The 21,978-nt window shown below is 69.7% G+C and carries 22 protein-coding genes; 14 read left to right on the top strand and 8 right to left on the bottom strand.

Annotated elements, in window-relative coordinates; all coding sequences use genetic code 11:
* The first annotated feature begins 52 nt into the window (after positions 1-52).
* Positions 53-1,273: a cytochrome P450 gene (locus AB0N89_RS04890; RefSeq protein ID WP_364200265.1), complete on the top strand. Its 1,221-nt coding sequence runs from the start codon at positions 53-55 to the stop codon at positions 1,271-1,273.
* Here AB0N89_RS04890 and AB0N89_RS04885 read toward each other — a convergent pair.
* Entirely contained in the window at positions 1,270-3,552 is a 2,283-nt protein-coding gene (locus AB0N89_RS04885; protein WP_364200263.1) for a tetratricopeptide repeat protein, read from the bottom strand. The genes AB0N89_RS04890 and AB0N89_RS04885 overlap by 4 nt on opposite strands.
* A 389-nt stretch (positions 3,553-3,941) precedes the next feature.
* Here AB0N89_RS04885 and AB0N89_RS04880 point away from each other — a divergent pair, with 389 nt between their 5' ends.
* On the top strand, positions 3,942-4,877 hold the full coding sequence (locus AB0N89_RS04880; RefSeq protein WP_364200261.1) for a DMT family transporter: 936 nt from the start codon (positions 3,942-3,944) through the stop codon (positions 4,875-4,877).
* On the opposite strand, the gene AB0N89_RS04875 is transcribed toward AB0N89_RS04880, so the two are convergent.
* On the bottom strand, positions 4,802-5,281 hold the full coding sequence (locus AB0N89_RS04875; protein WP_364200259.1) for a GNAT family protein: 480 nt from the start codon (positions 5,279-5,281) through the stop codon (positions 4,802-4,804). The two genes, AB0N89_RS04880 and AB0N89_RS04875, sit on opposite strands and share 76 nt — an antisense overlap.
* 162 nt (positions 5,282-5,443) lie before the next feature.
* On the opposite strand from AB0N89_RS04875, the gene AB0N89_RS04870 reads away from it, so the two are divergent.
* Entirely contained in the window at positions 5,444-5,641 is a 198-nt protein-coding gene (locus tag AB0N89_RS04870) for a hypothetical protein (protein ID WP_364200258.1), read from the top strand.
* A gap of 168 nt (positions 5,642-5,809) precedes the next feature.
* On the opposite strand, the gene AB0N89_RS04865 is transcribed toward AB0N89_RS04870, so the two are convergent.
* Complete coding sequence (locus AB0N89_RS04865) at positions 5,810-6,169, bottom strand: VOC family protein (RefSeq protein WP_364200256.1); 360 nt, start codon at positions 6,167-6,169, stop codon at positions 5,810-5,812.
* A 9-nt stretch (positions 6,170-6,178) separates the two neighbouring features.
* Here AB0N89_RS04865 and AB0N89_RS04860 point away from each other — a divergent pair, with 9 nt between their 5' ends.
* From AB0N89_RS04860 to fgd, 4 genes are all read left to right on the top strand, one after another.
* On the top strand, positions 6,179-6,460 hold the full coding sequence (locus AB0N89_RS04860) for a hypothetical protein (RefSeq protein ID WP_364200254.1): 282 nt from the start codon (positions 6,179-6,181) through the stop codon (positions 6,458-6,460).
* Positions 6,432-6,959: a hypothetical protein gene (locus AB0N89_RS04855; RefSeq protein WP_364200252.1), complete on the top strand. Its 528-nt coding sequence runs from the start codon at positions 6,432-6,434 to the stop codon at positions 6,957-6,959. The genes AB0N89_RS04860 and AB0N89_RS04855 overlap by 29 nt, the downstream gene beginning before the upstream one ends.
* Before the next feature lie 43 nt (positions 6,960-7,002).
* A complete protein-coding gene (locus tag AB0N89_RS04850) occupies positions 7,003-7,479 on the top strand; it encodes a DIP1984 family protein (protein ID WP_364200250.1) in 477 nt (158 codons plus the stop codon).
* A gap of 336 nt (positions 7,480-7,815) precedes the next feature.
* Positions 7,816-8,820 carry a glucose-6-phosphate dehydrogenase (coenzyme-F420) gene (gene fgd, locus AB0N89_RS04845; protein WP_364200248.1) on the top strand — a complete coding sequence of 335 codons (1,005 nt, stop codon included), beginning with the start codon at positions 7,816-7,818 and terminating at the stop codon, positions 8,818-8,820.
* 82 nt (positions 8,821-8,902) lie between these two features.
* On the opposite strand, the gene AB0N89_RS04840 is transcribed toward fgd, so the two are convergent.
* Positions 8,903-9,316, bottom strand: coding sequence for an SsgA family sporulation/cell division regulator (locus AB0N89_RS04840; protein WP_364200246.1), 414 nt, complete (start codon positions 9,314-9,316; stop codon positions 8,903-8,905).
* Positions 9,317-9,850: 534 nt separating this feature from the next.
* Between AB0N89_RS04840 and AB0N89_RS04835 the strand changes: the two genes are divergently transcribed.
* The 6 genes from AB0N89_RS04835 to AB0N89_RS04810 all read left to right on the top strand — a co-directional run bounded on the left by AB0N89_RS04835 (position 9,851) and on the right by AB0N89_RS04810 (position 15,579).
* Entirely contained in the window at positions 9,851-10,774 is a 924-nt protein-coding gene (locus AB0N89_RS04835; protein ID WP_364200461.1) for a hypothetical protein, read from the top strand.
* Positions 10,775-10,834: 60 nt separating this feature from the next.
* Positions 10,835-11,350, top strand: coding sequence for a helix-turn-helix domain-containing protein (locus AB0N89_RS04830; RefSeq protein WP_364200244.1), 516 nt, complete (start codon positions 10,835-10,837; stop codon positions 11,348-11,350).
* 49 nt (positions 11,351-11,399) lie between these two features.
* Positions 11,400-11,918 (top strand): SRPBCC family protein, encoded by a 519-nt coding sequence (locus AB0N89_RS04825; RefSeq protein ID WP_364200242.1) that lies wholly within the window; start codon positions 11,400-11,402, stop codon positions 11,916-11,918.
* Positions 11,918-12,955, top strand: a complete 1,038-nt coding sequence (locus AB0N89_RS04820) for an LLM class flavin-dependent oxidoreductase (protein WP_364200459.1) — start codon at positions 11,918-11,920, stop codon at positions 12,953-12,955. Before AB0N89_RS04825 ends, AB0N89_RS04820 begins: the two co-directional genes overlap by 1 nt.
* Before the next feature lie 143 nt (positions 12,956-13,098).
* The gene (gene kstD, locus AB0N89_RS04815; RefSeq protein WP_364200240.1) at positions 13,099-14,859 is read left to right on the top strand and encodes a 3-oxosteroid 1-dehydrogenase; all 1,761 of its coding nucleotides are present in this window, start codon (positions 13,099-13,101) and stop codon (positions 14,857-14,859) included.
* Between the two features lie 171 nt (positions 14,860-15,030).
* A complete protein-coding gene (locus AB0N89_RS04810) occupies positions 15,031-15,579 on the top strand; it encodes a TetR/AcrR family transcriptional regulator (protein WP_364200238.1) in 549 nt (182 codons plus the stop codon).
* A 52-nt stretch (positions 15,580-15,631) separates the two neighbouring features.
* Here the strand turns inward: AB0N89_RS04810 and AB0N89_RS04805 are convergent, their stop codons facing one another.
* Together AB0N89_RS04805 and AB0N89_RS04800 are read right to left on the bottom strand one after the other, a co-directional pair.
* The gene (locus AB0N89_RS04805; protein ID WP_364200236.1) at positions 15,632-17,194 is read right to left on the bottom strand and encodes an amidase; all 1,563 of its coding nucleotides are present in this window, start codon (positions 17,192-17,194) and stop codon (positions 15,632-15,634) included.
* A gap of 152 nt (positions 17,195-17,346) precedes the next feature.
* Positions 17,347-18,246, bottom strand: coding sequence for a helix-turn-helix domain-containing protein (locus AB0N89_RS04800; RefSeq protein WP_364200234.1), 900 nt, complete (start codon positions 18,244-18,246; stop codon positions 17,347-17,349).
* A 175-nt stretch (positions 18,247-18,421) separates the two neighbouring features.
* Here AB0N89_RS04800 and AB0N89_RS04795 point away from each other — a divergent pair, with 175 nt between their 5' ends.
* Positions 18,422-19,828: a serine/threonine-protein kinase gene (locus AB0N89_RS04795; RefSeq protein ID WP_364200232.1), complete on the top strand. Its 1,407-nt coding sequence runs from the start codon at positions 18,422-18,424 to the stop codon at positions 19,826-19,828.
* On the opposite strand, the gene AB0N89_RS04790 is transcribed toward AB0N89_RS04795, so the two are convergent.
* Together AB0N89_RS04790 and AB0N89_RS04785 are read right to left on the bottom strand one after the other, a co-directional pair.
* Positions 19,803-20,660 (bottom strand): LLM class F420-dependent oxidoreductase, encoded by an 858-nt coding sequence (locus AB0N89_RS04790; protein ID WP_364200230.1) that lies wholly within the window; start codon positions 20,658-20,660, stop codon positions 19,803-19,805. The genes AB0N89_RS04795 and AB0N89_RS04790 overlap by 26 nt on opposite strands.
* A 25-nt stretch (positions 20,661-20,685) precedes the next feature.
* On the bottom strand, positions 20,686-21,876 hold the full coding sequence (locus AB0N89_RS04785; RefSeq protein ID WP_364200228.1) for a cytochrome P450: 1,191 nt from the start codon (positions 21,874-21,876) through the stop codon (positions 20,686-20,688).
* Positions 21,877-21,978: the final 102 nt, after the last annotated feature.

Raw genomic sequence — 21,978 nt, 5'->3', positions numbered from 1 at the left:
ATACCTGCGTTCGCCGGATCCGGGGCCGCCCTCAGCTGGCAGGGTGGCCCGTATGCCTGATGCCGCATATGACGCCGCCGCGGTCCCTGTGATGTTCGGTCCGGAATTCGACAGAAATCCCTCTCCCGCTTACGAATGGCTTCGTACGAACGCTCCGGCGTTCCGGCTTCCGTTGCCCGGCGACACCTGGACCTGGCTGCTGACCCGGCACGCGGACGTCGTTTCCGCGATGGCCGACCCGCGGTTGTCCAAATGCCCGTCCATCGCCGCGGACCACTGGCGCAAGGCGAACCTCGGCCTGCCCGCCGACCACCGGCCGACACTCATCGGGCACATGAACAACGTCGAGGGCGAGGAGCACGCGCGGCTGCGCAAGGCCTGCGCCGGCGCGTTCGGCCCGCGCCGCCTGCAGCACATGCGGGACCGCACGCATCAGCTCGCGAACGAACTGCTGGACCCGATCCTGGACCGGGGCGAGGGCGACCTCGTCGAGGATTTCGCGTACCCGCTGGGAATCCGGTCGATCTGCGAGCTGATCGGCATCCCGGACAGCCTGCTGGACGAGGTCCGCCCGCCCGCGCTGGTGGTCGCCGCCGGCGACGTCACCGACATGGCGTCGATGCTCAAGGCGACCGACGACCTGGACGCGCTGCTCGCCGACGTCGTCGCGCGCAAACGCGCCGAACCCGGCGCGGACCTGATCAGCGACCTGCTCACCCAGGAGGCCGACGGCAGGCTGACCGACGACGAGGTCGCCGCGACGGCGTTCCTCTCCCTGATCGCCGGGCACGAGACGACGATCAGCCTCATCGCGTCCACCGCGCTGACCCTCATCACGCATCCGGAGGAAGCGGCCCGCGCCCGCGCCGACGGCTCGTACCTGACGCTCGTCGTCGAGGAGGTCCTGCGCCGCGACACCCCGCTGCAGAACACCAGCTGGCGGTTCGTCACCGAGCCGATGGAACTCGCCGGGCAGCGGATGGAGACGGGCGACCCGATCCTGTTGTCGTTGCTGGCGGCCAATCGCGATCCGGAGGTCCACCCGGAGCCGCTGGCTTTCCGGCCGGGCGAACGGCCGGTGCGGCACGTGGCGTTCGGCGTCGGCCCGCACATCTGCATCGGCGCCGCGCTCGCGCGGATGCAGGCGTCCGCGGCGCTGGAGACGCTGTTCGGCCGCGCGCCGTCGATGACGCTGACCGTGCCCGAGGACCGGCTCGTGTGGTGGCCGAGCGCGATCACCCGCGGCCTGCACAACCTCCCGGTGCGGCTCTAGACGGCGCCTTCGAGGCGGCCGCGCAGCACGTTCGCCTTGCGGTCGTCGAGATCCATGACGAGCTGGAGCGCGTCGCGCCAGACCGTCATGGCCTCTTCGGCGTGACCTTGCGCGGCCAGCGCGCAGCCGCGTTCGTCGAGCGCGTCGGCCTGTCCCCAGACGTCACCGCAGTTCCGGTAGGCGGTCAGCGCCTGCTCGCAGTATCCGAGCGCCTGCTCCGGATCGCCGAACCGGCGGCAGGTCCGGGCGAGCGGCACCAGCGCGAAGCCCATGCCGTGCTGGTCGGCGTCCTTCGCGTAGGCCTCGTAGGCGCGGCGACCGTGATCGAGGGCGAGGTCCCGTTCGCCGAGATCGCGGTAGGCGCGGCCGAGGTGGACCCGCGAGGTCGCTTCGCCGAGCTGGTACCCGATCCGCGTGTTCACCGCCACGCTCTCTTCGACGAGCCGCACGGCCTCGGGGTAGTCCTCGCGTTCGTGCGCGATGTTCCCGAGCCCCACCAGCGCCCAGCCGAGGCTCGGGTTCTCGCCGATCTCCTTCGAGATCTCGACGGCCCGGCCGAACAGTTCGTGTGCGCGGCCGAGGTCCCCGCGCCGCCGGTGCGCCTCGGCGAGATTGATCGCCGACCACGCCAGCCCGCCGAGGTCGCCGCCCGTCTCGGCGGATTCGATCGCGACCTCGTGGCTGGAGATCCACGTCTGCCACGGCCTGCCGAGCAGGTGGTAGTCGAACAGTTCGACCGGCAGCCGCCACCCGGTCTCGTACAGCCGGTAGTCCAGTGCCAGCCGCGCGATGCCGGTGATGCTCGGCATCTCCGACGCGCACCAGATGTAGGCCTCGTCGAACGTGGCGAAGCGGAGCGGCTCGACGCCTTCGGGCGCGGGACCCAGGTCGATGTGGTGGTCGCGGGCCGGGGTCAGCGTCCAGCTCGCCGCGTTGGCGCCGTAGAGGTACCACTGCGTCAGCCGGGTGACCGCCGCCTGCCGCTCGTCCCGCCATTGCTCGGCGGTGGCCTCCTCGGCGGCGTAGACGCGGAGCAGGTCGTGGAAGCGGTAGTACCGCGCGCCGACCTGCTGCACGAGATGCGCCTGCGCGAGCTTGTCGAGCAGCCGCCGCGCGTCGGGTTCGGGCAGTCCGGCGAGCGCCGCCGCCGCGCCGGCGGGGAAACGCGGGCCGGGGTGGAGACCGAGGAGCCGGAACATGCGGGCGGTGTCGGCTTCGAGCGCGCGGTAGGACCAGCTGAAGGCGGCCCGGACCCCGACGGCGTCGTCGTCGACCGCGAGCAGCTCCAGGCGCCGGCCCTCGGCGACGAGTTCGCGGGCGAGGTCGCCGACGCTCTGGTGCGGATGCGTGGCGACCCGTTCGGCGGCGATGTTCACCGCCAGCGGCAGCGCCGCGCACAACCGGACGAGCCTCCCGACGCCTTCGGGGTCGCCCGCCGCGCGTTCGTCGCCGATGAGCTCGGCCATGAGCCGCGTCGCTTCGAGATCTTCCAACGGTTCCACGGAAACCTGGACCGCGCCGCTGCCGACGACGAGTCCGGAGAGTCGCCGCCTGCTGGTGATCAGCACGGTGGTGTCCGGGGTGCCGGGCAGCACCGGCCGCACCTGGTGTGAGTCGAGCGCGTTGTCCAGCACCACGAGGGTGCGCTGGCCGCGCAACAGCCCGCGCAGGAGCGCGAGCCGCATGTGCTCCTCGGCGGGGACGCGGTCGGGGCGGACGCCGACGCACCGGAGAAGGTCGTCGAGGATGTCGGCGGGTTGCGCGGGGGAGCCCGCCGCGTACCCGCGCAGATCCGACCAGAGGACGGCGTCGAACTCCTCCTGGCGCCGGTTCGCCCAATTCAGCACGAGCGCGGTCTTCCCGACCCCGGGCGGCCCGGCCACGAACACCACTTTGTCCTGTCCGGTGAACACTTTTTCGTCGAGCAGGGCGAAGTGTTCTTCGCGGCCGACGAAATGGCTCGGTGGCGGGGGAAGGTGAACGTACGGTTCCGCGCGGGCGGCCTCGGCGAGGACGATCAGGGTCCCGCCCGCCTCCAGCGCGCGATCGCAGGATTCGGCGAATTCCGCGCTCGGCGGGGTGAGCCCGCGTTCGACCCGGCTGATGAGGCTTTTGTCGACATAGGCCAGTTTCTGGAGTTCGCGCAGCGCGAGGCCTTTGGCCTGCCGTCGCTGCCGCAGCGCGCGCCCGAACGCCAGCGCCGCCGTCGAAACCGGCCGAGGTTCCGCGCGTGCTTTCCCGGTTTCCCCGGAGCTGACCGAACCGGAATTCTCGGTCACCAGAAGCACCTTTCTTCCCGCACCGCGGCAGATCGTGCCACAACCTTCCCATTACCTGGGTCACAACACGGCCACTGGGTGTGCGGAGCCGTGAAGAGAGCCCCCAAACTGTGCGAGAACGCGCCCGTTCCCCACCGGTGCGCCGGGCGAAAGGGAGGTGGATCATGCGCGACCGCGAAATGTGAGCAGGCCCTGTTCCGCTTGCGAACAACCCGGCGAGTACTGATCTCCTCGGAAACCGGCCGTGGCCGCTCTACGCGGCGGCCACGGCCGGGACCCTTTCGGAACATGTAGGACCGCTTAACGTCGGTGTAGATCTTTTCACTTGTCCTGACGAATCGCGCGAGGCAGCTTGGAGAGGTATCGAGCGGCCCGGCGAAAGGAACGAAGTGAGCATCGGCGCACCGGGAACCCTGGCCCGGATGGGCGTTCTCGCCCTGTTGTGGGGATCGGGGTTCCTGTGGATCAAGCTGGCGCTGACCGGGCTGCCGCCCGTTCAGCTCACCGTCGTCCGCTGCGCTCTCGGCGCGGCGGTCCTTCTCGTGCTGAGCCGGCGGGCCGGGCAACGCCTGCCGCGCGGCCGCCGGATCTGGGGCAGGCTCCTCGTCGCCGCCTTCTTCTGCAACGCGTTGCCGTTCGCGTTGTTCGGCATCGGTGAGCTGACCGTCGATTCCGGTATCGCGGGGGTGATGAACGCGACGACCCCGCTGTGGTCGTTGCTGATCGGCATCGGGATCGGCGCCGAACGCCGGGTCACCGCTCTCCGGGTGGGCGGGCTGATCCTCGGGTTCGCCGGCATCCTGCTGATCTTCGCGCCCTGGCAGAAGAGTGGCCTGCTCGGCTGGGGGACGCTGGCCCTGCTCGGCGCTGGCCTCAGTTACGCCGTCGCTTTCGCTTACATGGGGCGGAAACTCGTCGGCCAGGGCGGGCCGATCGCGATCTCCGCCGCGCAGCTGCTGACCGCGACCGGGCTGAGCGCGCTCGCGCTGCCGTTCGACGCGGCGCCCGCCGGGCCGCTGAACCTGACCGCGGTGATCGCCGTCGTCGTCCTCGGGATCTTCGGCACCGGCGTCACCTTCTACCTCAACTACCGGCTCATCGCGGACGAAGGCGCGACCTCCGCGGCGACCGTCGGCTACCTGCTGCCCGTCGTCTCGGTCGCGCTGGGCGCGATCGTGCTCGGCGAGGACCTCGGTCCGCGGGTGCTCGCCGGGATGGCGGTCGTACTGCTCGGAGTCGCGCTGACGCGCTACGTGAGATCTTCGGCGAGCAAATCCATCAGCAGTCCGTCGTGCCAGCCGTCGCCCTCGGTGTCGCGTTCGTAGCGGCGCATCACCCCGACCTCGCGGAACCCGACGGCCTTGTAGCAGCGGACGGCGGCGTCGTTGTCGGCGGCGGGGTCGATCACCAGCCGGTGGTGCCCGCGATCGTGCAGGAGATGGCGCGCCATCGTGCGGACCGTGTCCGTCCCCAAGCCCCGGCCGTGCGCGGCCGGGTCGAGGAAGAGGTCGACCGACGCGTGCCGGTACATCGGGTCGTCCTCTTCGCCGTACTGCACGAAGCCGCGGACTACGCCGTCCTCCAGCACGGTGAAGCGGGCCGTCGAGGGATCGTCGAACGGCCAGGTGGGGGAGTCCTCGACCGAACCCCAGCGGGCTCTCACCCCGTCCGTGCCGCGGATCCGCCGCAGTTCCGGGACGTGGGCCTCGGTGACGGGGGTCAAGGTCACGATCTTCCCGCGCAACTCGGTGGTCAGGTCCTGCTCCGTCCGCTCGTCCGAATGAGACCAGTCTAGGGAGAAATCCGTGTGACCGCCGCCGGAACAGCAAGAAGGCAGGGGGCCTTCCCGGCCGGGATCGGGTATCAACGAAAGGGAACACGGAGGTGGGTCATGGGGAACCTGTTCGAGGAACTGCGTCCGGCCGGGGAGCTCGTCGACGGTGGGGCTACGACCGTGCGGGCGGCCGTGCTGCGCAAGGCGACCGAAGCGGTGGTCGCGAACGCCCGCGACGCGACGGACTGCCGGATGCTGCTGGAAATGCTGGGGCTGCATTCCGAGCGAGCCGCTCGCACCGGCGAGGCCGCTTAGCGGGTCGTGAGTGGTGAGGCTGGTGAGAACGGACTCGTATTCATCTGCCTGCGCCTGACCTGCGAGGGCGGATGTCCGGATCGACGGTGAAGGATGTGGGACGTCGAACGTCCCACATCCTGTCTTCACGGACTGGACCTGAGGCCAGCCGGCACCACTCACGAGTCTTCAGCGGCGTGGCAGCACGCAGAACTCGTTGTCCTCCGGGTCGCTCATGACCACCCACGGGTCCGACTCCGGATCTTCGACGACCTTGGCGCCGAGCGACACGAGCCTGGCGACTTCTTCGCGCTGCTCGAGTTCGATGGGGGCGACGTCGAGGTGCAGCCGGTTCTTGACCGACTTCCGCTCGGGCACCGGCTGGAAGAGCAGGCTCGGGGCGTCCGGGCCCTTCAACTCGACATAGGTCACGCCGTGACCGTCGGTCCACCGTTCGGTTTCGGGGTAGCCGAGCGCTTCCTTCCAGAACGCGGCCAGTGCCTCGGCCTCACGGCAGTCGACGGTGACGGCGAGCATCCGGGTTCGCATCCGTCCACGGTGGCACGGACCGGCGAGGTTTGCCGGACGCACGGTGCCCCGGTCGGCGCGAAGATCACCGAGAAGGCCGCCGTCGGCCGGCTCAGCGTCGTGTACGCGGCCATCGACTACGTCCGGCACTGGATCGACGACGTCATGCCGCTCATCACCGACAGCGCCGGCCTGCTGGAGATCTTCCAGAAGAAGCAGGACGGCGCGGTCAAGATCCGCGCTGGAGCCGTCGGCGGCCTGAGCCGCGGGGCATACTCACCGGGTGGCTTTCTTCGACATCGAGGGTTATGAACCCGTGTGGCTCTCCGGACTCGGGAAGATCCGGGGAGAACACGGCGATCGGCTCGTCTCCCTGGTGGGCAAACGGCTCCAACACGTCCACCTGACGTGGTTCGTCCAGTACGACGAATGGCTCGAGGACGCGCCTGTCGTGGTGGACTTCGGCGACGAGCGGCTGGAGATCACGCACTGGAAGTTCGACGAGGTCTCCCTGACCTGGAACACGATCGACCCGTACGGGAAGTCCGAATGGGACTGGGGCGACCCGGCGGAACCCAGCCCGCTGCGGTGGCGGCGGGACGTCTGCCCCGAACTGTCCGCTTTGGAGGGTCAGGTGCTCCAGGACGTGGAGCTTCTGCAATCCGTGAGCCACGACGTGGCGGGGCGCATGGTCGCACTCGGCTTCGTCTTCCCGAGTGGCCGCTTCACCGTCTTCAACGCCATGGACGAGAACGGGATCGAGTTCACCGAGCCGGACTCCTCGTACCGGGCGTATTCGCTGACGGCCTGAAAACGGGATGCGGCGGCCGTCGATCTTGGCGATACTTCCCGGCATGTCCCCGATCAAACTGGCCGAAGCGCTCGCACTGCGCGCCGACGCGACGAAGAAGGTGGAGGCACTGCGTTCCCGGATCGTCGACAACGCGCGGCACCAGGAAGGCGAGGAGCCGTCGGAAGACGCCGCCGCCCTGCTCGTCGACGTCGAAACCGCGCTGGGCGAACTGGAATCGTTGATCCAGCGGATCAACCGCACCAACGCCGCCACCCCGCTCGGGGAAGGCACGATCACCGACGCGATCGCGCGCCGCGACGTCCTCCGGCTCCGGCACGGCGTCCTCACCGCGGCCGCCGACGCCGCGGCCGGGCGCAACCAGGGTGGCTACGGCCGTCAGCTCCGCTCGGAACTCCGGTATCTGTCCGCGCTTCCGGTCGCGGAACTGCGATCCCGCGCGGATCGGGTCGCGGGGGAGATCCGGGTGGTCGACGTCGAGATCCAGCGCACCAACTGGGAGACCGATCTCCTGGACTGACCGTGGAAAGCAAGTAGCCCTCCGGGAAGCGGGCACGAGCCGAGGACCGGCGGTACTCCGGTCCACCTCCTGGCACGTGGCGGGCAGCGTGGGGTTCGACTCCCCGATCACAACTCCGCCCAGCACGATGCACAGGTGACGGCGCAGGCGGCACAGTTCATCACCAGGTGCCGGTCCTGGAAGGTGAGGGCGGGTACGGGGCCTTTCCACGGTCCGCGGTCACGCATTCCCTTTGGCGGAGTGGTGTTCCCGACACATCGAGGGATGGGCGAACCTGATCGACTCTGTGCCAAGGTGAAGAGCGGAACAACCCAAGAGCCCAGGTGGTGACCCCGGATGGCACTGAAGATCGGTTACAAGGCGTCGGCCGAGCAGTTCGGCCCGCGCGACCTCGTCGAGTACTCCGTGCTCGCCGAGCAGGTCGGGCTGGACAGTGTGATGGTCAGCGACCATTTCCAGCCCTGGCGGCACCAGGGCGGGCACGCGCCGTTCTCGTTCGCCTGGATGGCGGCGGTCGGCGAGCGCACCGAGCGGGTGGTTCTCGGCACCAGCGTGCTGACGGCGACCTTCCGCTACAACCCGGCCGTGGTCGCGCAGGCGTTCGGCACCCTCGGCAGCCTGTACCCCGGACGCGTGCTGCTCGGCGTCGGCAGCGGTGAGGCCCTCAACGAGGTCGCGGTCGCCCGGATCGAGTGGCCCGCGTTCAAGGAGCGGTTCGCCCGGCTGCGCGAGGCGATCGACCTGATGCGCAAGCTGTGGTCCGAAGAGCGCGTCACGTTCGAGGGCGAGTACTACCAGACCACCGACGCCACCGTGTACGACCGTCCCGAGGGCGGCGTCCCGATCTACATCGCGGCCGGCGGCCCGGTGATGGCGAAGTACGTCGGCAAGCAGGGCGACGGTTTCATCTGCACCAGCGGCAAGGGGATGGACCTCTACACCGAGAAGCTGCTGCCCGCGGTCGCGGAAGGCGCGGAGCAGGCCGGCCGCAGCACCGGCGACATCGACAAGATGATCGAGATCAAGCTGTCCTACGACCCGGATCCGGAGCAGGCGCTGGAGAACACCCGGTTCTGGGCGCCGCTGTCGCTGACGCCGGAGCAGAAGGCGGGCATCGAGGACCCGGCGGAGATGGAGAAGGCCGCGGACGCGCTGCCGATCGACCAGGTCGCGCGCCGCTGGATCGTCACCTCGGACCCGGCCGACGCCGTCGAGCAGATCAAGCCGTACGTCGAGGCGGGCTTCAACCACCTCGTGTTCCACGGCCCTGGCCACGACCAGGAGCGGTTCCTGCGCTCGTTCTCCGAGCAGGTCGTCCCGGGGCTCCGCGAACTCGGCTGACCCGGCGCGGGTGGTGGCGTCGCACGGCCGGTGCCGCCACCCGTCTTTCGCGTTTCGTCCTCTGAATGCGTTCCCGCGTCCGTCAGGACTCGGTGACGAGCTTGGCCATCTCCTGGTCGAAGTCGAACCACTCCTGCTCGGACCCGGCGGGAACCGCGTCGTACGTGCGGTCGAGGAACTCGGCCAGTTCCTGCGCCGAGGCTTCGAGGACCGCGCAGCCGTCGGGCGCGCTGAGCGCGAAGATCACGATCGAGGTGTCGTCGGCCGGGCTGATGATCACGTCGCCTTCACCCGATGGGGTGAGGAGGCCGTCCGCCAGGAGGTCACGGCCGAACATCCACCGGACCGTTCCGCCGCCCGAGTGGTAGGCCACTACGACGGCGTACGGGTCTTCGGGGTCGTATTCGAGATCGGCCTGGACGGGCAGGGGGTCCGCACCGAAAGTGCGCAGGCCGAAGACGATCGTCCCCCGGATGAGGTCGCTTTCCTTGTCCAACGGTTCAGCCCCTTACGTTCGGTTGCTGTTGATCTTCAATCATTGATAACGCAATGTGAAGCGTTTTCGTGACCCGAGACGACAACTTTCACACGTTCGGCTGAGAGCTGCGTCTCAGACGCTCACGCACGGTCCGCTTCGAGTACGCGCGGTGAGCGGTCCGGGAATGGCGATCATTCGTGCAAAGGAAAGAGATTCCGCACGTGCATATTCCGGTGAATGGAAATGGCCAACCATTCGGCGGAGTGAATCGATATTTCCCGCGGTTAGCATAATCGTTGCGTCGTTCAAGTGTTTCCAGGAGATCGGCGTGGCTCCGTCCTGGACCTCGGCGAGCTCGATCGTTGTGGATCTGGAGGGGAGCAGCAATGGGTGTGCGAATCACCATCGTCATTCCCAAGGAAGACCGAACGCGACGGGACGCGGGTTACGGACCGCGCAGACGGTGGGTCGAGACCCCGTCCCGGTTCGGATCCGGGACCGAGCCTGCCCGGTCGCGGGCCCAGGGGCGCCGCCGTGATTGAGCGGCTCCCGATGCGGGTCGGGCAGGCCGACATCGACCGGCTGGAGGGCGTCATCGCCGCGCTCCGGGCGCGTGACTATCGAGAGGGTGGCGGATCCTGCCGGGAACTGCTGCGCGTGCTGGAGCCATACGGCGCGGCACTGCGGCGGGGGATGATGTCCGAAGCGCAGGCCCGGCGGCTGGCGGGTGTGGTCGCGGATCTGCACAACCTCAAGGGCTGGACGGAATTCGACTCCGGCCGCCCGGTCAGGGCGGAGCGGCACTTCCGCCGCGCGCTCGATCTCGCGGGGCGGTCCGGCAACGACGATCTCGTCGCCAACATCCGCTACCGGCTCGGCCGGATGTATCTTCACCACCGTTCCCCGGCGGAGGCGCTGGAGCAGTTCGGTCGCGGCCAGCTCGCGGCGCGCCGGGCGGGAAGGCCGTTGTCGCAGGCGATCCTGTCGGCGAACGAGGCATGGGCCTACGCGCTGCTCGGTGAGGTCCGGCAGGCGCTGGACAAGATTTCCCTTGCCTCGGAACAGTTCGCCGGTTCGCTCGGGGACACTGTGCCGTCCTGGTCTGCTTTCTTCACCGTCAACGACATGGCCGCGATGATCGGCACGGTGCGCACCGAGCTCGCCAGAATCGTCGACGTCCGTCACAGTCGTGAGGCCATTCCCGCGCTTGTGGAGGCCATCGACGGCTACGGCCCGGACATGGTGCGCAGCCGGTCGCTGACGATGATCTGGCTGGCGGTGGACCACGCGCTGGAAGGCGATCTCGACCAGGCGGCGGAGGTCGGCCTCGCCGCGATGGAGATCGCGTACGGAATCCGTTCCGCGCGGACGCGGGATCGTTTGCGGCCGCTGTCGGAATGCGTGAGGAAGAGAGTGGGTGATATTAATGCGCGGGATCTTCTTGATCGGATCGCAACATTTCGTGCCGCTGCATGAGTATCGCGGAATGGGTGGAGCAATGACCGGATCAATTTCGTCGGGCGTAGGCTCGCAGGTATGAAACGGACTTCGTTCGCGCAGTGGCCGTGCTCGATCGCGCGCACCATGGACCTGCTCGGTGACTGGTGGACGCCGCTGGTCCTGCGGGAGGCGTTCTACGGGATCCGCAGGTTCGACGAGTTCCAGCAGGAACTCGGCATCGCGCGGAACACCCTCGCCGACCGGCTGCGCCGCCTCGTCGGTGAAGGGCTGCTGGAAAAGCGCGCCTACCAGGCCGAACCGGTCCGTTACGACTACGTGCTGACCGAGAAGGGCGCGGATTTCTACGGCGTGCTCGCCGCGATGTCGCGCTGGGGTGACCGCTGGCTCGCCGAAGAGGCCGGGCCGCCGATCACGCTTCATCACGACACGTGCGGCCACGACACGCACGCCGAGGTCGTCTGCGCGCACTGCGCCGGGCCGCTCACCGCCGGGAACACGCGGGCGCGGCTCGGGGCGGGCTACCCGCCGAAGCTCGCGAGCCGGCCCGACGTCCTGCGCCGCTTCGCCGCGCAGGACGGTTTGACAAGCTAAGTCTATCTACGAAACTATCGAGGTCACGAGCACGGGAGGCGGGATCACGATGGAGTGGACGGGCGCCAAGTACGCCGACAAACCGACGGTCGAGGTCCAGGCGTGGGTCGACGCGGATCCGGAGCGGGTCTGGGCGATCGTCTCCGACGTCCGGCTGATGCCGGAGATGAGCCAGGAACTCCAGGCGGCCGAATGGTGCGACGGCGCCGACGGCGGGGCCGCGGTCGGCAGGCGGTTCGTCGGCCGCAACAGGCACGACGCGCTCGGCGAGTGGGAAACCACCTCGCACGTCGTTGAATGCGACGAGCCGCGGGTCTTCACCTGGGCCGTGATGGATCCCGAAACCCCCACCGCCCTGTGGCGCTTCACGCTGGAGCCCGAGAACGGCGGGACGAAGCTGCGGCAATGGATGCAGCTGGGGCCCGGGCGGTCGGGACTCTCGCTGGCCATCGACCAGATGCCGGACAAGGAGGAGAAGATCGTCTTCGTCCGGCTGCGCGAGTTCGAAAAGGCGATGACCGGGACCCTCGCGGCGATCAAGGAGCGGGCCGAGGCGGGCCGCGCGTGATGCGGGCGGCGACCACGGTCGAGGCTTCGCGCGGCTGGCGGGAGACGCTGGATTTCGTGCTGGAGGCGGAAAAACTCGGTCTCGACGACTGCTGGGTCGCCGAGGCGTGGGGTTCCGACGCGCCGTCCGTGCTCGGCTATCTCGCCGCGCGCACCGAGCGCATCCGGCTCGGCTCGGGCATCATCCAGCTCGGCACGCGGACCCCGGTGGCGATCGCGCAGGCCGCGCTGACGCTTTCGGAGCTTTCCGGCGGCCGGTTCGCCCTCGGGCTCGGCGCCTCGGGGCCGCAGGTGATCGAGGGCCTGCACGGCGTTTCGTTCGCCCGGCCCCTGACGCGGATGCGGGAAACGGTCACGATCATCCGCCAGGCGTTCGCGGGCGAGAAGATCTCGTTCTCCGGCGCGGAGTTCGAGATCCCGCTGCCGGGTGAGAGCAGGCCGATGCGGCTGTCGACGACGCCGAATCCGGGCATCCCGATCCATCTGGCCACGCTGTCGCCGAAGTTGCTGGAGCTGACCGGGGAGATCGCGGACGGCTGGTTGGGCACGAGTTTCGTCCCGGAAGGGGCGCAAGCCTACTTCTCGCATCTCGACGCCGGCCTCGCGAAGGCGGGCCGGTCTCGGGCGGACCTCGAAGTCTGCCAAGGCGCGGAGGTCGCTTTCGCCCGGGACGAGGACGAGCTGCGCGGGATGGTCGCCGGCCGCAAGGCCGAACTCGCGTTCAGTCTCGGCGGGATGGGTTCGGCGAAGACGAACTTCTACAACAACGCCTACAGCCGGCAAGGCTGGGCGGAGGTCGCCGCGGCGGTGCGGGAGCGCTGGCAGGCGGGCGACCGCGAAGGCGCGGCCGGGCTGGTGACCGACGAGATGGTGCTCGGCACGACGCTGATCGGCACCGAACCGATGGTGGCCGAACGGCTGCGCGTCTGGCGTGCCGCCGGGGTCGGCACGGTCCGGCTGTACCCGGCGGGCGAGACGGTCGCCGATCGGCTCGCCACCCTCGGCCGCGCGCTGGACCTGGTTCGCGCGCAGGACTGAACGGTTCGCCCGAATGTCCGTGCCGGTTGAGGTGACCGGCCGAGCCCGACTGTCGGCGCCTGCTCCAAGCGGGTAGAACTTGTTTCACTTTGGCCTTCGTCCGGAGAACATGACCTCGCTCGATCGCCACGCGAGGAGGACTCATGGAGCCCGAGAACCGCTTGTCCCGGCGGCAGATCCTGCGTGGTACCGCAGCGGGCGCCGGAATCGCGCTCGCTGCGGGCCTGCCGTTCGCCGGGACGGCTTCGGCCGACGCCGCGGTGCTCGGCGAGTACGACGTCGTCGTGGTCGGCGCGGGCGCGGCGGGGATGACCGCGGCGCTGACGGCGGCCAAGCGCGGGCTCAGCTGCGTCGTGCTGGAGAAGGCGGCGAAGTTCGGTGGCTCGGCCGCCCGGTCGGGGGCGGGGATCTGGATTCCGTGCAACCCGGTGCTGGCCGAGGCCGGCGTCCGTGACACCCCGGAACAGGCCGCACGGTACTTGGCCGCCGTGGTCGGCCCGTCGATCCCCGCCTCGCGGCAGCAGGCGTTCCTCGCCAACGGCCCGGCGATGCTGTCGTTCGTGATGGCGAACAGCCCGCTGCGGTTCCGGTGGATGGAGGGCTACAGCGACTACTACCCGGAACTGCCCGGCGGGATGCCGGACGGCCGCTCGATCGAGCCCGATCAGCTCGATGGGAACGTCCTCGGCGCCGAACTGGCCAACCTGAACCCGCCTTATCTCGCGACGCCCGCGGGGATGGTCGTGTTCAGCGCCGACTACAAATGGCTCGCGCTGGCCGCGGTCAACCCGAAGGGCGCCGCGGTGGCCGCCGCCTGCCTCGCCCGCGGGACGGCGGCCGCGCTCGCCGGGCAGAAACCGCTCACCATGGGGCAGTCGCTGGCCGCCGGACTGCGGGCCGGGCTCCAGCGCGCCGGTGTCCCGGTCCGGCTGAACACGCCGTTGACCGATCTCGTCATCGAGAACGGGAAGGTCACCGGGGTGACCGTCGCCGCGGGCGTGGTGAAGGCCCGGCGCGGCGTCATCGTCGGGTCCGGCGGATTCGAGCACAACGCCGCCATGCGGGCGGAGTACCAGCGCCAGCCGATCGGTACACAATGGACTGTCGGCGCCCGGTCGAACACCGGGGACGCGATCCTCGCGGGCAAGCGCGCCGGAGCGGCGCTGGACCTGATGGACGACGCGTGGTGGGGACCGGCGATCCCGCTCCCGGGCGAGCCGTACTTCTGCCTCGCCGAGCGGACACTGCCCGGCGGGCTGATGGTCGACGCGGCGGGGAAGCGGTTCGTCAACGAAGCGGCGCCGTACAGCGACGTCGTGCACACGATGTACGACCGGAACCCGGCGTCGCCCACCATCCCGGCGTGGCTGGTCGTCGACCAGCACTACCGCAACCGATACCTCTTCCGCGACGTCGCGCCGCTGCTGCCGCTTCCCGATGAGTGGTACGCGGCGGGCGCGGTCAAGAAGGCGTGGACCGTGGAGGCGCTCGGCTCCGCGATCGGCGTGCCGCCGCAGGCGTTGCGCGCCACGGTCAACCGGTTCAACGGTCAGGCACTGTCCGGTGTGGACGGTGACTTTCATCGTGGTGCCAGCGTCTACGACCACTACTACACCGATCCGCACGTCCTGCCGAACTCGTGTCTCGCCGCGCTCTGGGAACCGCCGTTCTACGCGTTCAAGATCGTCCCTGGCGATCTCGGCACCAAGGGCGGGATGCGCACCGACGCGCGGGCGCGGGTCTTGCGGGCCGACGGGTCGGTCATCCCCGGCCTGTACGCGGCCGGGAACGCCAGCGCGGCGGTGATGGGCCCCAGTTACGCGGGCGCGGGATCGACGATCGGCCCGGCGATGACCTTCGGGTACGTCGCGGCGAACGACCTCGCGGATCATCCGGTGTCGTGAGTGATTCGGGTCGTTCTAGATACCCCGGCGGCCGTGTCGCGAAAGCCACCACGGACGTCGTGGCCGATCTGGCGAACACGTGACAGCGGTGATCGGATCTCCGGCTCCACCGGAGCGTTTCCTCCGCTAGGGTGAGGCGTTCGCGTGGCAGCAAGGGCTGGGGGGTCCGCCATGGTCGTCAAACGTTCCTATCACCACGGGGACCTTCGTCGTGCGCTCGTCATGGCCGCACGGGAGGTGCTCGTCGAGCGAGGTCCCGAGGGGGTGAGCCTGCGCGGTACGGTCGCGAAGGTGGGCGCGTCCACCGCGGCGCCGTACCGGCATTTCCGCGACAAGGACGCGTTGCTGGTGGCTGTCGCGCTGGAGGGGCACGCCGAATTGCACGATCGCCTGCGTGGCTGCGGCGCCGGGACGGTGACCGCGCTCGGGCATTCCTACCTCGGCTTCGCGCTGGAGAATCCCGCGCTGTACCGGCTGATGGTGGGCGCCGGGATCGGTGACCGTGCCGCGTATCCGGAGCTCGCCGAGGCACACCGCGAGACCTGTGCGCTGCTGGCGGACCGGGTGGGCGAGCGGAACGACCCGGGCGGTTTCGCCGTCACGCTGTGGTGCCTGCTACACGGGCTGGCCACGCTCGTGATCGACGGTCACGTCGAGCGCGACTGCGCAGTCGCGGAGGCCGAACGCAGCCTCGCCTACCTGGGCCACGCTCGTCCGTGAAGGCCTCCTTGAGGGACCCAGAGTCCCTCAAGGAGGCCTTCACGGACAGGGCTCAGCCGATGGACGGGATGAAGGCCGGGAGGCGACGGACCTTCGTGTCCTGCTCGAAGGCGTACGCGATGGCCAGCAGTGATGGTTCGCTGAACCGCCCGCCCATGATCGACAGCCCCAGCGGCAGCGGTCCGGAATACGCCATCGGGACGGTCATGTTGGCGTAGCCCGACACCGCCGCCGGGCCCGACGAATCGATGAGCAGCGCGCCGTCGCCGACACCGAGCTGTGTCTTCCACGCGGCGTTGTTGGTCGGCGCCACGATCGCGTCCAGCTTGTTGCCGCGCAGCGTCTCGTCGAGGCCACGCCGGGCCGCGTTCGTCGCCGCTTCACGCATCGCGCGGTAGGCCGGATCGTTCAGATCGCCGGTGGTGGCCTGCGACCGGTCCCACAGATTGTGCGTCCAGTACGGCATCTCGACCGCCGCGTGGTCCAGGTTGTACTGGATCAGCCCGGCCAGGTCGGCGGGGTGCTCGCCGCCGGTGGACGCGAGATAGGCGTTCATGTCGTGCTTGAACTCGGTCCTGATCGCGGGGAACTCGTTCGCCGCGATGACGTCCAGATAGGGGATGGTGATCTCCACCGTGGTCGCGCCGAGCTTCCGCAGCTTGCCCAGCGCCTGCTCGAACGCCGCCTTCGTCGTGTCGTCCGGGGTGAAGACCTCACGCCAGACGCCGATCCGCTTGCCGCGCAAGGCGTTGGGGCGCAGGAACTTCGTGTAGTCGTCGAGGGACTGCCGGGCAGCGTCGACGGTGATCGGGTCACGGCGGTCGGCGCCGTTGAGGGCCGCGAGGAGGATCGCGGCGTCGACCACGTTGCGCGCCATCGGGCCAGCGGTGTCCTGCTGCTTCGACACCGGCACGATCCCGCTGCGGCTGACCAGCCCGAGGCTCGGTTTGACGCCGACGATGCCGTTGGCGCCGGACGGGCAGCTGATCGAGCCGTCCGTTTCGGTCCCGACGGCGACGGTCGCCAGATGCGCCGCGACGGCGACCCCGGGACCGGACGACGAGCCGCACGGGTTGCGGTCGAGGACGTAGGGGTTGGCGGTCTGGCCCGCGAGCGGGCTCCAGCCGTTCGACGAACTGGTGGACCGGTAGCTCGACCATTCCGACAGATTGGCCTTGCCGAGGATGACCGCCCCGGCCTCGCGCAGGTTCTGGACGACGCCGGCGTCACGGTACGGACGGGATTTCAGCAGCGCCGTCGAGCCCGCCGTGGTCGGCTGCCGGTCCGCGGTGTCGATGTTGTCCTTGAGCAGCACCGGAATACCGTCCATCGGTCCCTTCGACCGGTGCCGGTGCCGCCTCGCGTCGCTTTCCGCGGCGAGCCGCAGCGCGTCCGGGTTCGTGGTGAGCACCGCGTGCAGCGTCGGATTCAGTTTGCGGATCCGCTGCAGGTAGAAGGTGGTCAGTTCGACCGAGGAGAGCCGTCCGGAGCGCATCGCCCGCTGCAGGTCCGGGATCGTCGCCCGCTCCAGGTCGATGCCCGCCACGACCGGGCGGCCGGAGAAGTCCGCTGCCTGCGCCGGGACGGCCGTGGCGGAGGAGGCCACGAACATCATGACGAGAAGAGCGGCGGCGCTCCGTTTTTTCGAAGAGCGCCTTTTCAGAAAGTGCCTTTTCAAGGAATTCCCTCCTTGGTCGAAAGAATTCCTGCACCGTACGTGCGGCGCTTCTGTCTGGAAAACGCCGAACGGGACGGAAAAACGGTGATTCAATTCCCGTTCGGACGGTCGCCGGGTAGGCGATCGGTCACGGAAACGTTCTGACGAGGGCGATCCGGTGCGGTTTCGGTACGCGGAGCTGTCGGGCGGGGACGCTGGGTGAGACGATTCCGGCGATTTTCGTCGGAAAAATTCCGTCCTATTTCGGCGGTGTGCCGGTTTTCGGGTTGTTCGGGGTTTGTTCGGGGTTCGTCGATCATCCGGCCCGTTTCGGCGGTGCGTGCTCGGCGAGCGCGGCGCCGAAGGAACGCGCGGTGCCCCGCCAGTCCGGCGACCACCAAAACCGGGTCGCGCCGGGCGGGCAGGACGGCGGCGAGGGCCGCGCCGATCCGGCCGTCCGGTGTCCTCACGCCGACGGCGGCGCAGCCGAGCCCCGCGGTGACGGTCTCCGACTCGGTCGCGTACCCGGTCGCGCGGATGTCCAGCGCGCCGGTGTCCGGTTCCGCCAGTGCGGGATGGTGGGCGGCGAGCAACCATCCGGCGGCGGTCCCCGGCGGCAGAGGGGTGCCCGGCCACACGGGGACGTCGTCGGCGGGCAGCACCGCTCCGGCCGCGACCAGCGCGTGGCCCTCTCGCGGCACCACGAGCACCAGGCTCGCGCGCATCCGCGCCGAAAGCACCGGCAGCCATTCCTTGGCCAGGTCCCGTAGCTCGGGCTGCCAGTGCCTGCCGAGCCGGAACACCCGCGAGCCGATCCGGTAGCCGCGCCCCGACCGCTCGACGGCGCCGAGGTCGGCCAGCTGGTCGAGGAGCCGGTGCACGGTGGTCTTCGGGAGCCCCGTGGCCCGCACGAGCTGTGCCAGCCCGGCCTGCCCGCCGTGCTCGTCGAGTGCGTCGAGCACCGTGAACGCGCCTTCGAGCACGCCGCGTCCGCCGATGGGTTCCCGCATCGCCGCCCTTTCCCGAAGTCAGGCCACATCGGAGGCGGGGTTCCGCTGAACGGTCCGATCACCGACGTGACCGACACCGCGTCGGAAACCACCGTGCCGGGTCCGGTGTCCCGGCGAGTTCCTGGCATGCTGGCAAGGTTCGCGCGAACACCACAGCTCCAGGGGGACGTCGACAATGGAGGAGATCCGCCGCCTCGCCGACCGGTTCGATCTCATCGAGCCCGTCGGCGGTGGCTCCATGGGCACCGTGTGGCGGGCGCGCGACGACAACCTGGAGCGCACGGTCGCGGTCAAGGAACTCCTGCTGCCGCACGGGCAGGGGGAGCAGAAGGCCGACGAGGCCAAGAACCGCGCGCTGCGCGAGGCCAGGATCGCCGCGCGGCTGGTGCATCCGCACGCCATCACCGTCTTCGGGGTGATCGACGAGCAGGACCGCCCGTGGATCATCATGGAGTACCTGCCCTCGACCAGCCTCGCGGACAAACTGCGTGACGGGCCGATGGAGGTCGACGACGTCATCCGGCTCGCCATCCAGCTGTGCTCGGCGCTGGCCGCCGCGCACCGGGCGGGCATCGTCCACCGCGACATCAAGCCCGGGAACGTCCTGCTCGGCGACGACGACACCGTCAAGATCACCGACTTCGGCATCTCGCGGGCGATGGGCGACGTCCAGCTCACCGCGACCGGCGAGATCTCCGGGACGCCGGCCTTCCTGGCGCCCGAGGTCGCTCGCGGCGAGGACGCCACGTCCGCTTCCGACGTGTTCTCGCTGGGCGCGACGCTGTACACCGCGCTCGAAGGCGGCACGCCGTACGGCACGGCGGAGAACCCGATCGCGCTGCTGTACCGCGCGTCGAGCGGTGAGATCACTCCGCCGACCAAGTCGGGGATCCTGACGCCGCTGCTGAACCGCCTTCTCGACGTCCGCCCGGACAGCAGGCCGACGATGAGCGAGACCGAACGCGAGCTGCGGGCTCTGGCGGCGGGGGAGCCGACGACGCTCGTCGCCGAGGAACCGCCGCCGAAGGCGCGCAAGGGGATGCTGGTCGGCGTCATCGTCGTGTTCCTCGTGCTCGCGGCGGCGGCCGCCGCGGCCGTGGTCGTGGTGCTCAACCGCGGTGAGGACACCCCGTCCGGCTCGGCGCCGCCGGCCTCGCAGTCGCAGAGCGCCACGCCGCCGCCGTCTTCGGAGTCGGCCGCCCCGCCGCCTTCGTCGTCTTCGGTGCCCCCGTCGTCACCACCGCCTACGACGCCGCCGTCCTCTTCCTCGCCTCCTCCGGCGCAGACGCCGGGGCAGGCACTGTCGGCTTACTACACGCTCATCCCGGGGAACCTGCAGGCCGGGTTCGCGGGGTTGTCCGACAATTTCAAGCGCACCAGGAACCAGAGCTTCGAACGGTATTCGAGCTACTGGAAGGGGTACCGCTCGGTGACCGTGGCGGACGTGTCCGAATCCGGCAACACCGTGTCGGCGAGGCTCACCTACGTCAAGGCGTCCGGCGAGACCACGTCCGGGCGGGAGACCTTCAACCTGGTCCAGCAGGACGGCCGCTGGCTCATCGACTCGCAGCGGGCAGGCTGAGCTTCCCGGCGAGGCGGCCGAGCCAGGCCTCGACCTCGTCGGGGGAGCGATCCGGGAGGCCGAAGATCGTCTCGGTGACGCCTGCAGCTTCGAGCTTCGCCAGGTTCTCCGGATCCGGGCGGACGCCGAGCGCCGAGATCTCCGGCTCGCCGGCACGCCCGGCTTCGTGCCAGATCTCGCGCAGCCGCCGGGCCTTGTCCTCGATGTCCGTGTCGCCGGGGGTGGTGAGCCAGCCGTCGGCCGACTTCGCGATCCAGCGGAACGTCTTCTCCGTCCCGCCCGCGCCGACGATCACCGGGATGTGGGCCTGAGCCGGTTTCGGCCACGCCCAGCTCGCGCCGAACGAGACGAACTCGCCCGCGTACGAGGCTTCGTCGTCCGTCCAGAGCGCGCGCATCGCCTCGACGTACTCGCGCAGGACCGTGCGCCGTTTGTTCGCCGGGACGCCGTGATCGGCCAGTTCGTCGACGTTCCAGCCGAAGCCGACGCCGAGGGTGACCCGCCCGGCCGAGAGATGATCGAGGCTGGCGATCGTCTTCGCCAGCGTGATCGGGTCGCTCTCGACCGGGAGGGCCACCGCCGTCGCGAGCCTGATCCGCGTGGTCACCGAGGCCGCCGTCGCCAGCGCGACCCACGGGTCCAGCGTGCGCAGGTAGCGGTCGTCGGGCAGCGACGAGTCGCCGGTGCGCGGATGCGGAGCCTCCCGTTTGACCGGGATGTGCGTGTGTTCGGGGACGTGGAAGGTGTCGAAGCCCGCGGCTTCCGCCGCCCGTGCGGCGGCCGCCGGGGTGATGCCCCGGTCACTGGTGAACAGTACGATCCCGTGTTTCACCGATCGCACATTATTAGAACGTGTTTCAGTTTGCAACCGTCGCGTGCAGCCTGACCGGCAGCGCGTTCAGCCGCCAGGTGCCCGGGTCCGGGATCCGCAGCAGGCCGTCGGCGAGCGCGAGATCGGGGAACCGGCGCAGCAGCGCGGTGAGCGCGACTTCGGTCTGCACCCTGGCCAGCGAGGCGCCGAGGCAGAAATGCGGGCCGTGGGCGAACGCCAGGTGCCAGGCGGGGCCCGCCGCACGGCGGATGTCGAGGACGTCCGGGTCTCCGAACGCCCTCGGGTCCCGGTTGGCCGCGGCGATCGCGACGGTAACGGGTTCTCCTTCTGGGATCGTGACGTCGCCGATCCGGACCTCTGTCGTGGTGATCCGGGGGACCGTCAGCAACTGCGGGCTGCACCAGCGCATCAGCTCCTCGACCGCCCCGGGCATCAGAGTGGGGTCTTCGCGGAGCTCGGCCAGCTGTCCGGGGTGGGAGAGCAGGACCTCGACGGCGTTGGCGATGAGGATGCCGGGCACCTGGCCGCCGAGGACGAGCTGCCAGACCAGTGAGACGAGTTCCGTTTCGCTGAGCCTGTCGCCGTCTTCGGCGTGGATCAGGAGCAGCTGGGAGACGATGTCGTCGCCCGCGCCGGCCTTCCGGTCCGCGATGGCGGCGAGTGAGTCTTCGACGATGCCCGGGACCGCGTTCGCGAGTCCCGCTCCGTCGCCGGCCGCGACCATCGCGCCGTACTCGCGCCAGCGCGGGCGGCCGGCTTCGGGGATGCCGACCAGTGCGCAGATCACGTCCATCGGCAACGGCCGCGCGAAGGCCGTGACCAGGTCGATCTCACTTCGCCCGGCGAAACCGTCGAGGAGGTCGTCCACGAGCCGCTCGATCCCCGGGCGGAGCGCGGCGGCCTTGCGCGGGGTGAACGCGGGGGTGACCAGGCGCCGGAGCCGGAGGTGCTCCGGACCCTCGACCGTCTGCATGGACCGCATGTACGGACGGCAGTGCTCGGGGATGTCCATCGGCTGGTAGCTGCTCGGGCTCAGCGCGAAGCGCGGGTCGCTCAGCATCTTCCGTGCCTCTTCGTGGCGCAGGACCGCCCACATCGAGAACCCCGGCGCGGCGAGCTTGGCGATCGGGGAGCGCTCGCGGGCCGGGCCGTACGCGGTGAACGGATCGCGCAGGACCTCGGGGTCGGTCAGCTGGATCTCGGGAACTTCGGACAAGGCGGCTCTCCCAGTTCGGATGTTCAAAACAGATGTTCTCATCATCTGAATGGCCAAGGTATCTTGAACTGGGTCCGAGGGCAATCGCGCGGGGTGACGGGA

This window comes from Amycolatopsis sp. NPDC089917, assembly GCF_040684635.1.
GTDB lineage: Bacteria > Actinomycetota > Actinomycetes > Mycobacteriales > Pseudonocardiaceae > Amycolatopsis.
Note: the sequence above shows the minus strand (reverse complement) of the source record. Positions and strands in the feature narration are given on the sequence as shown.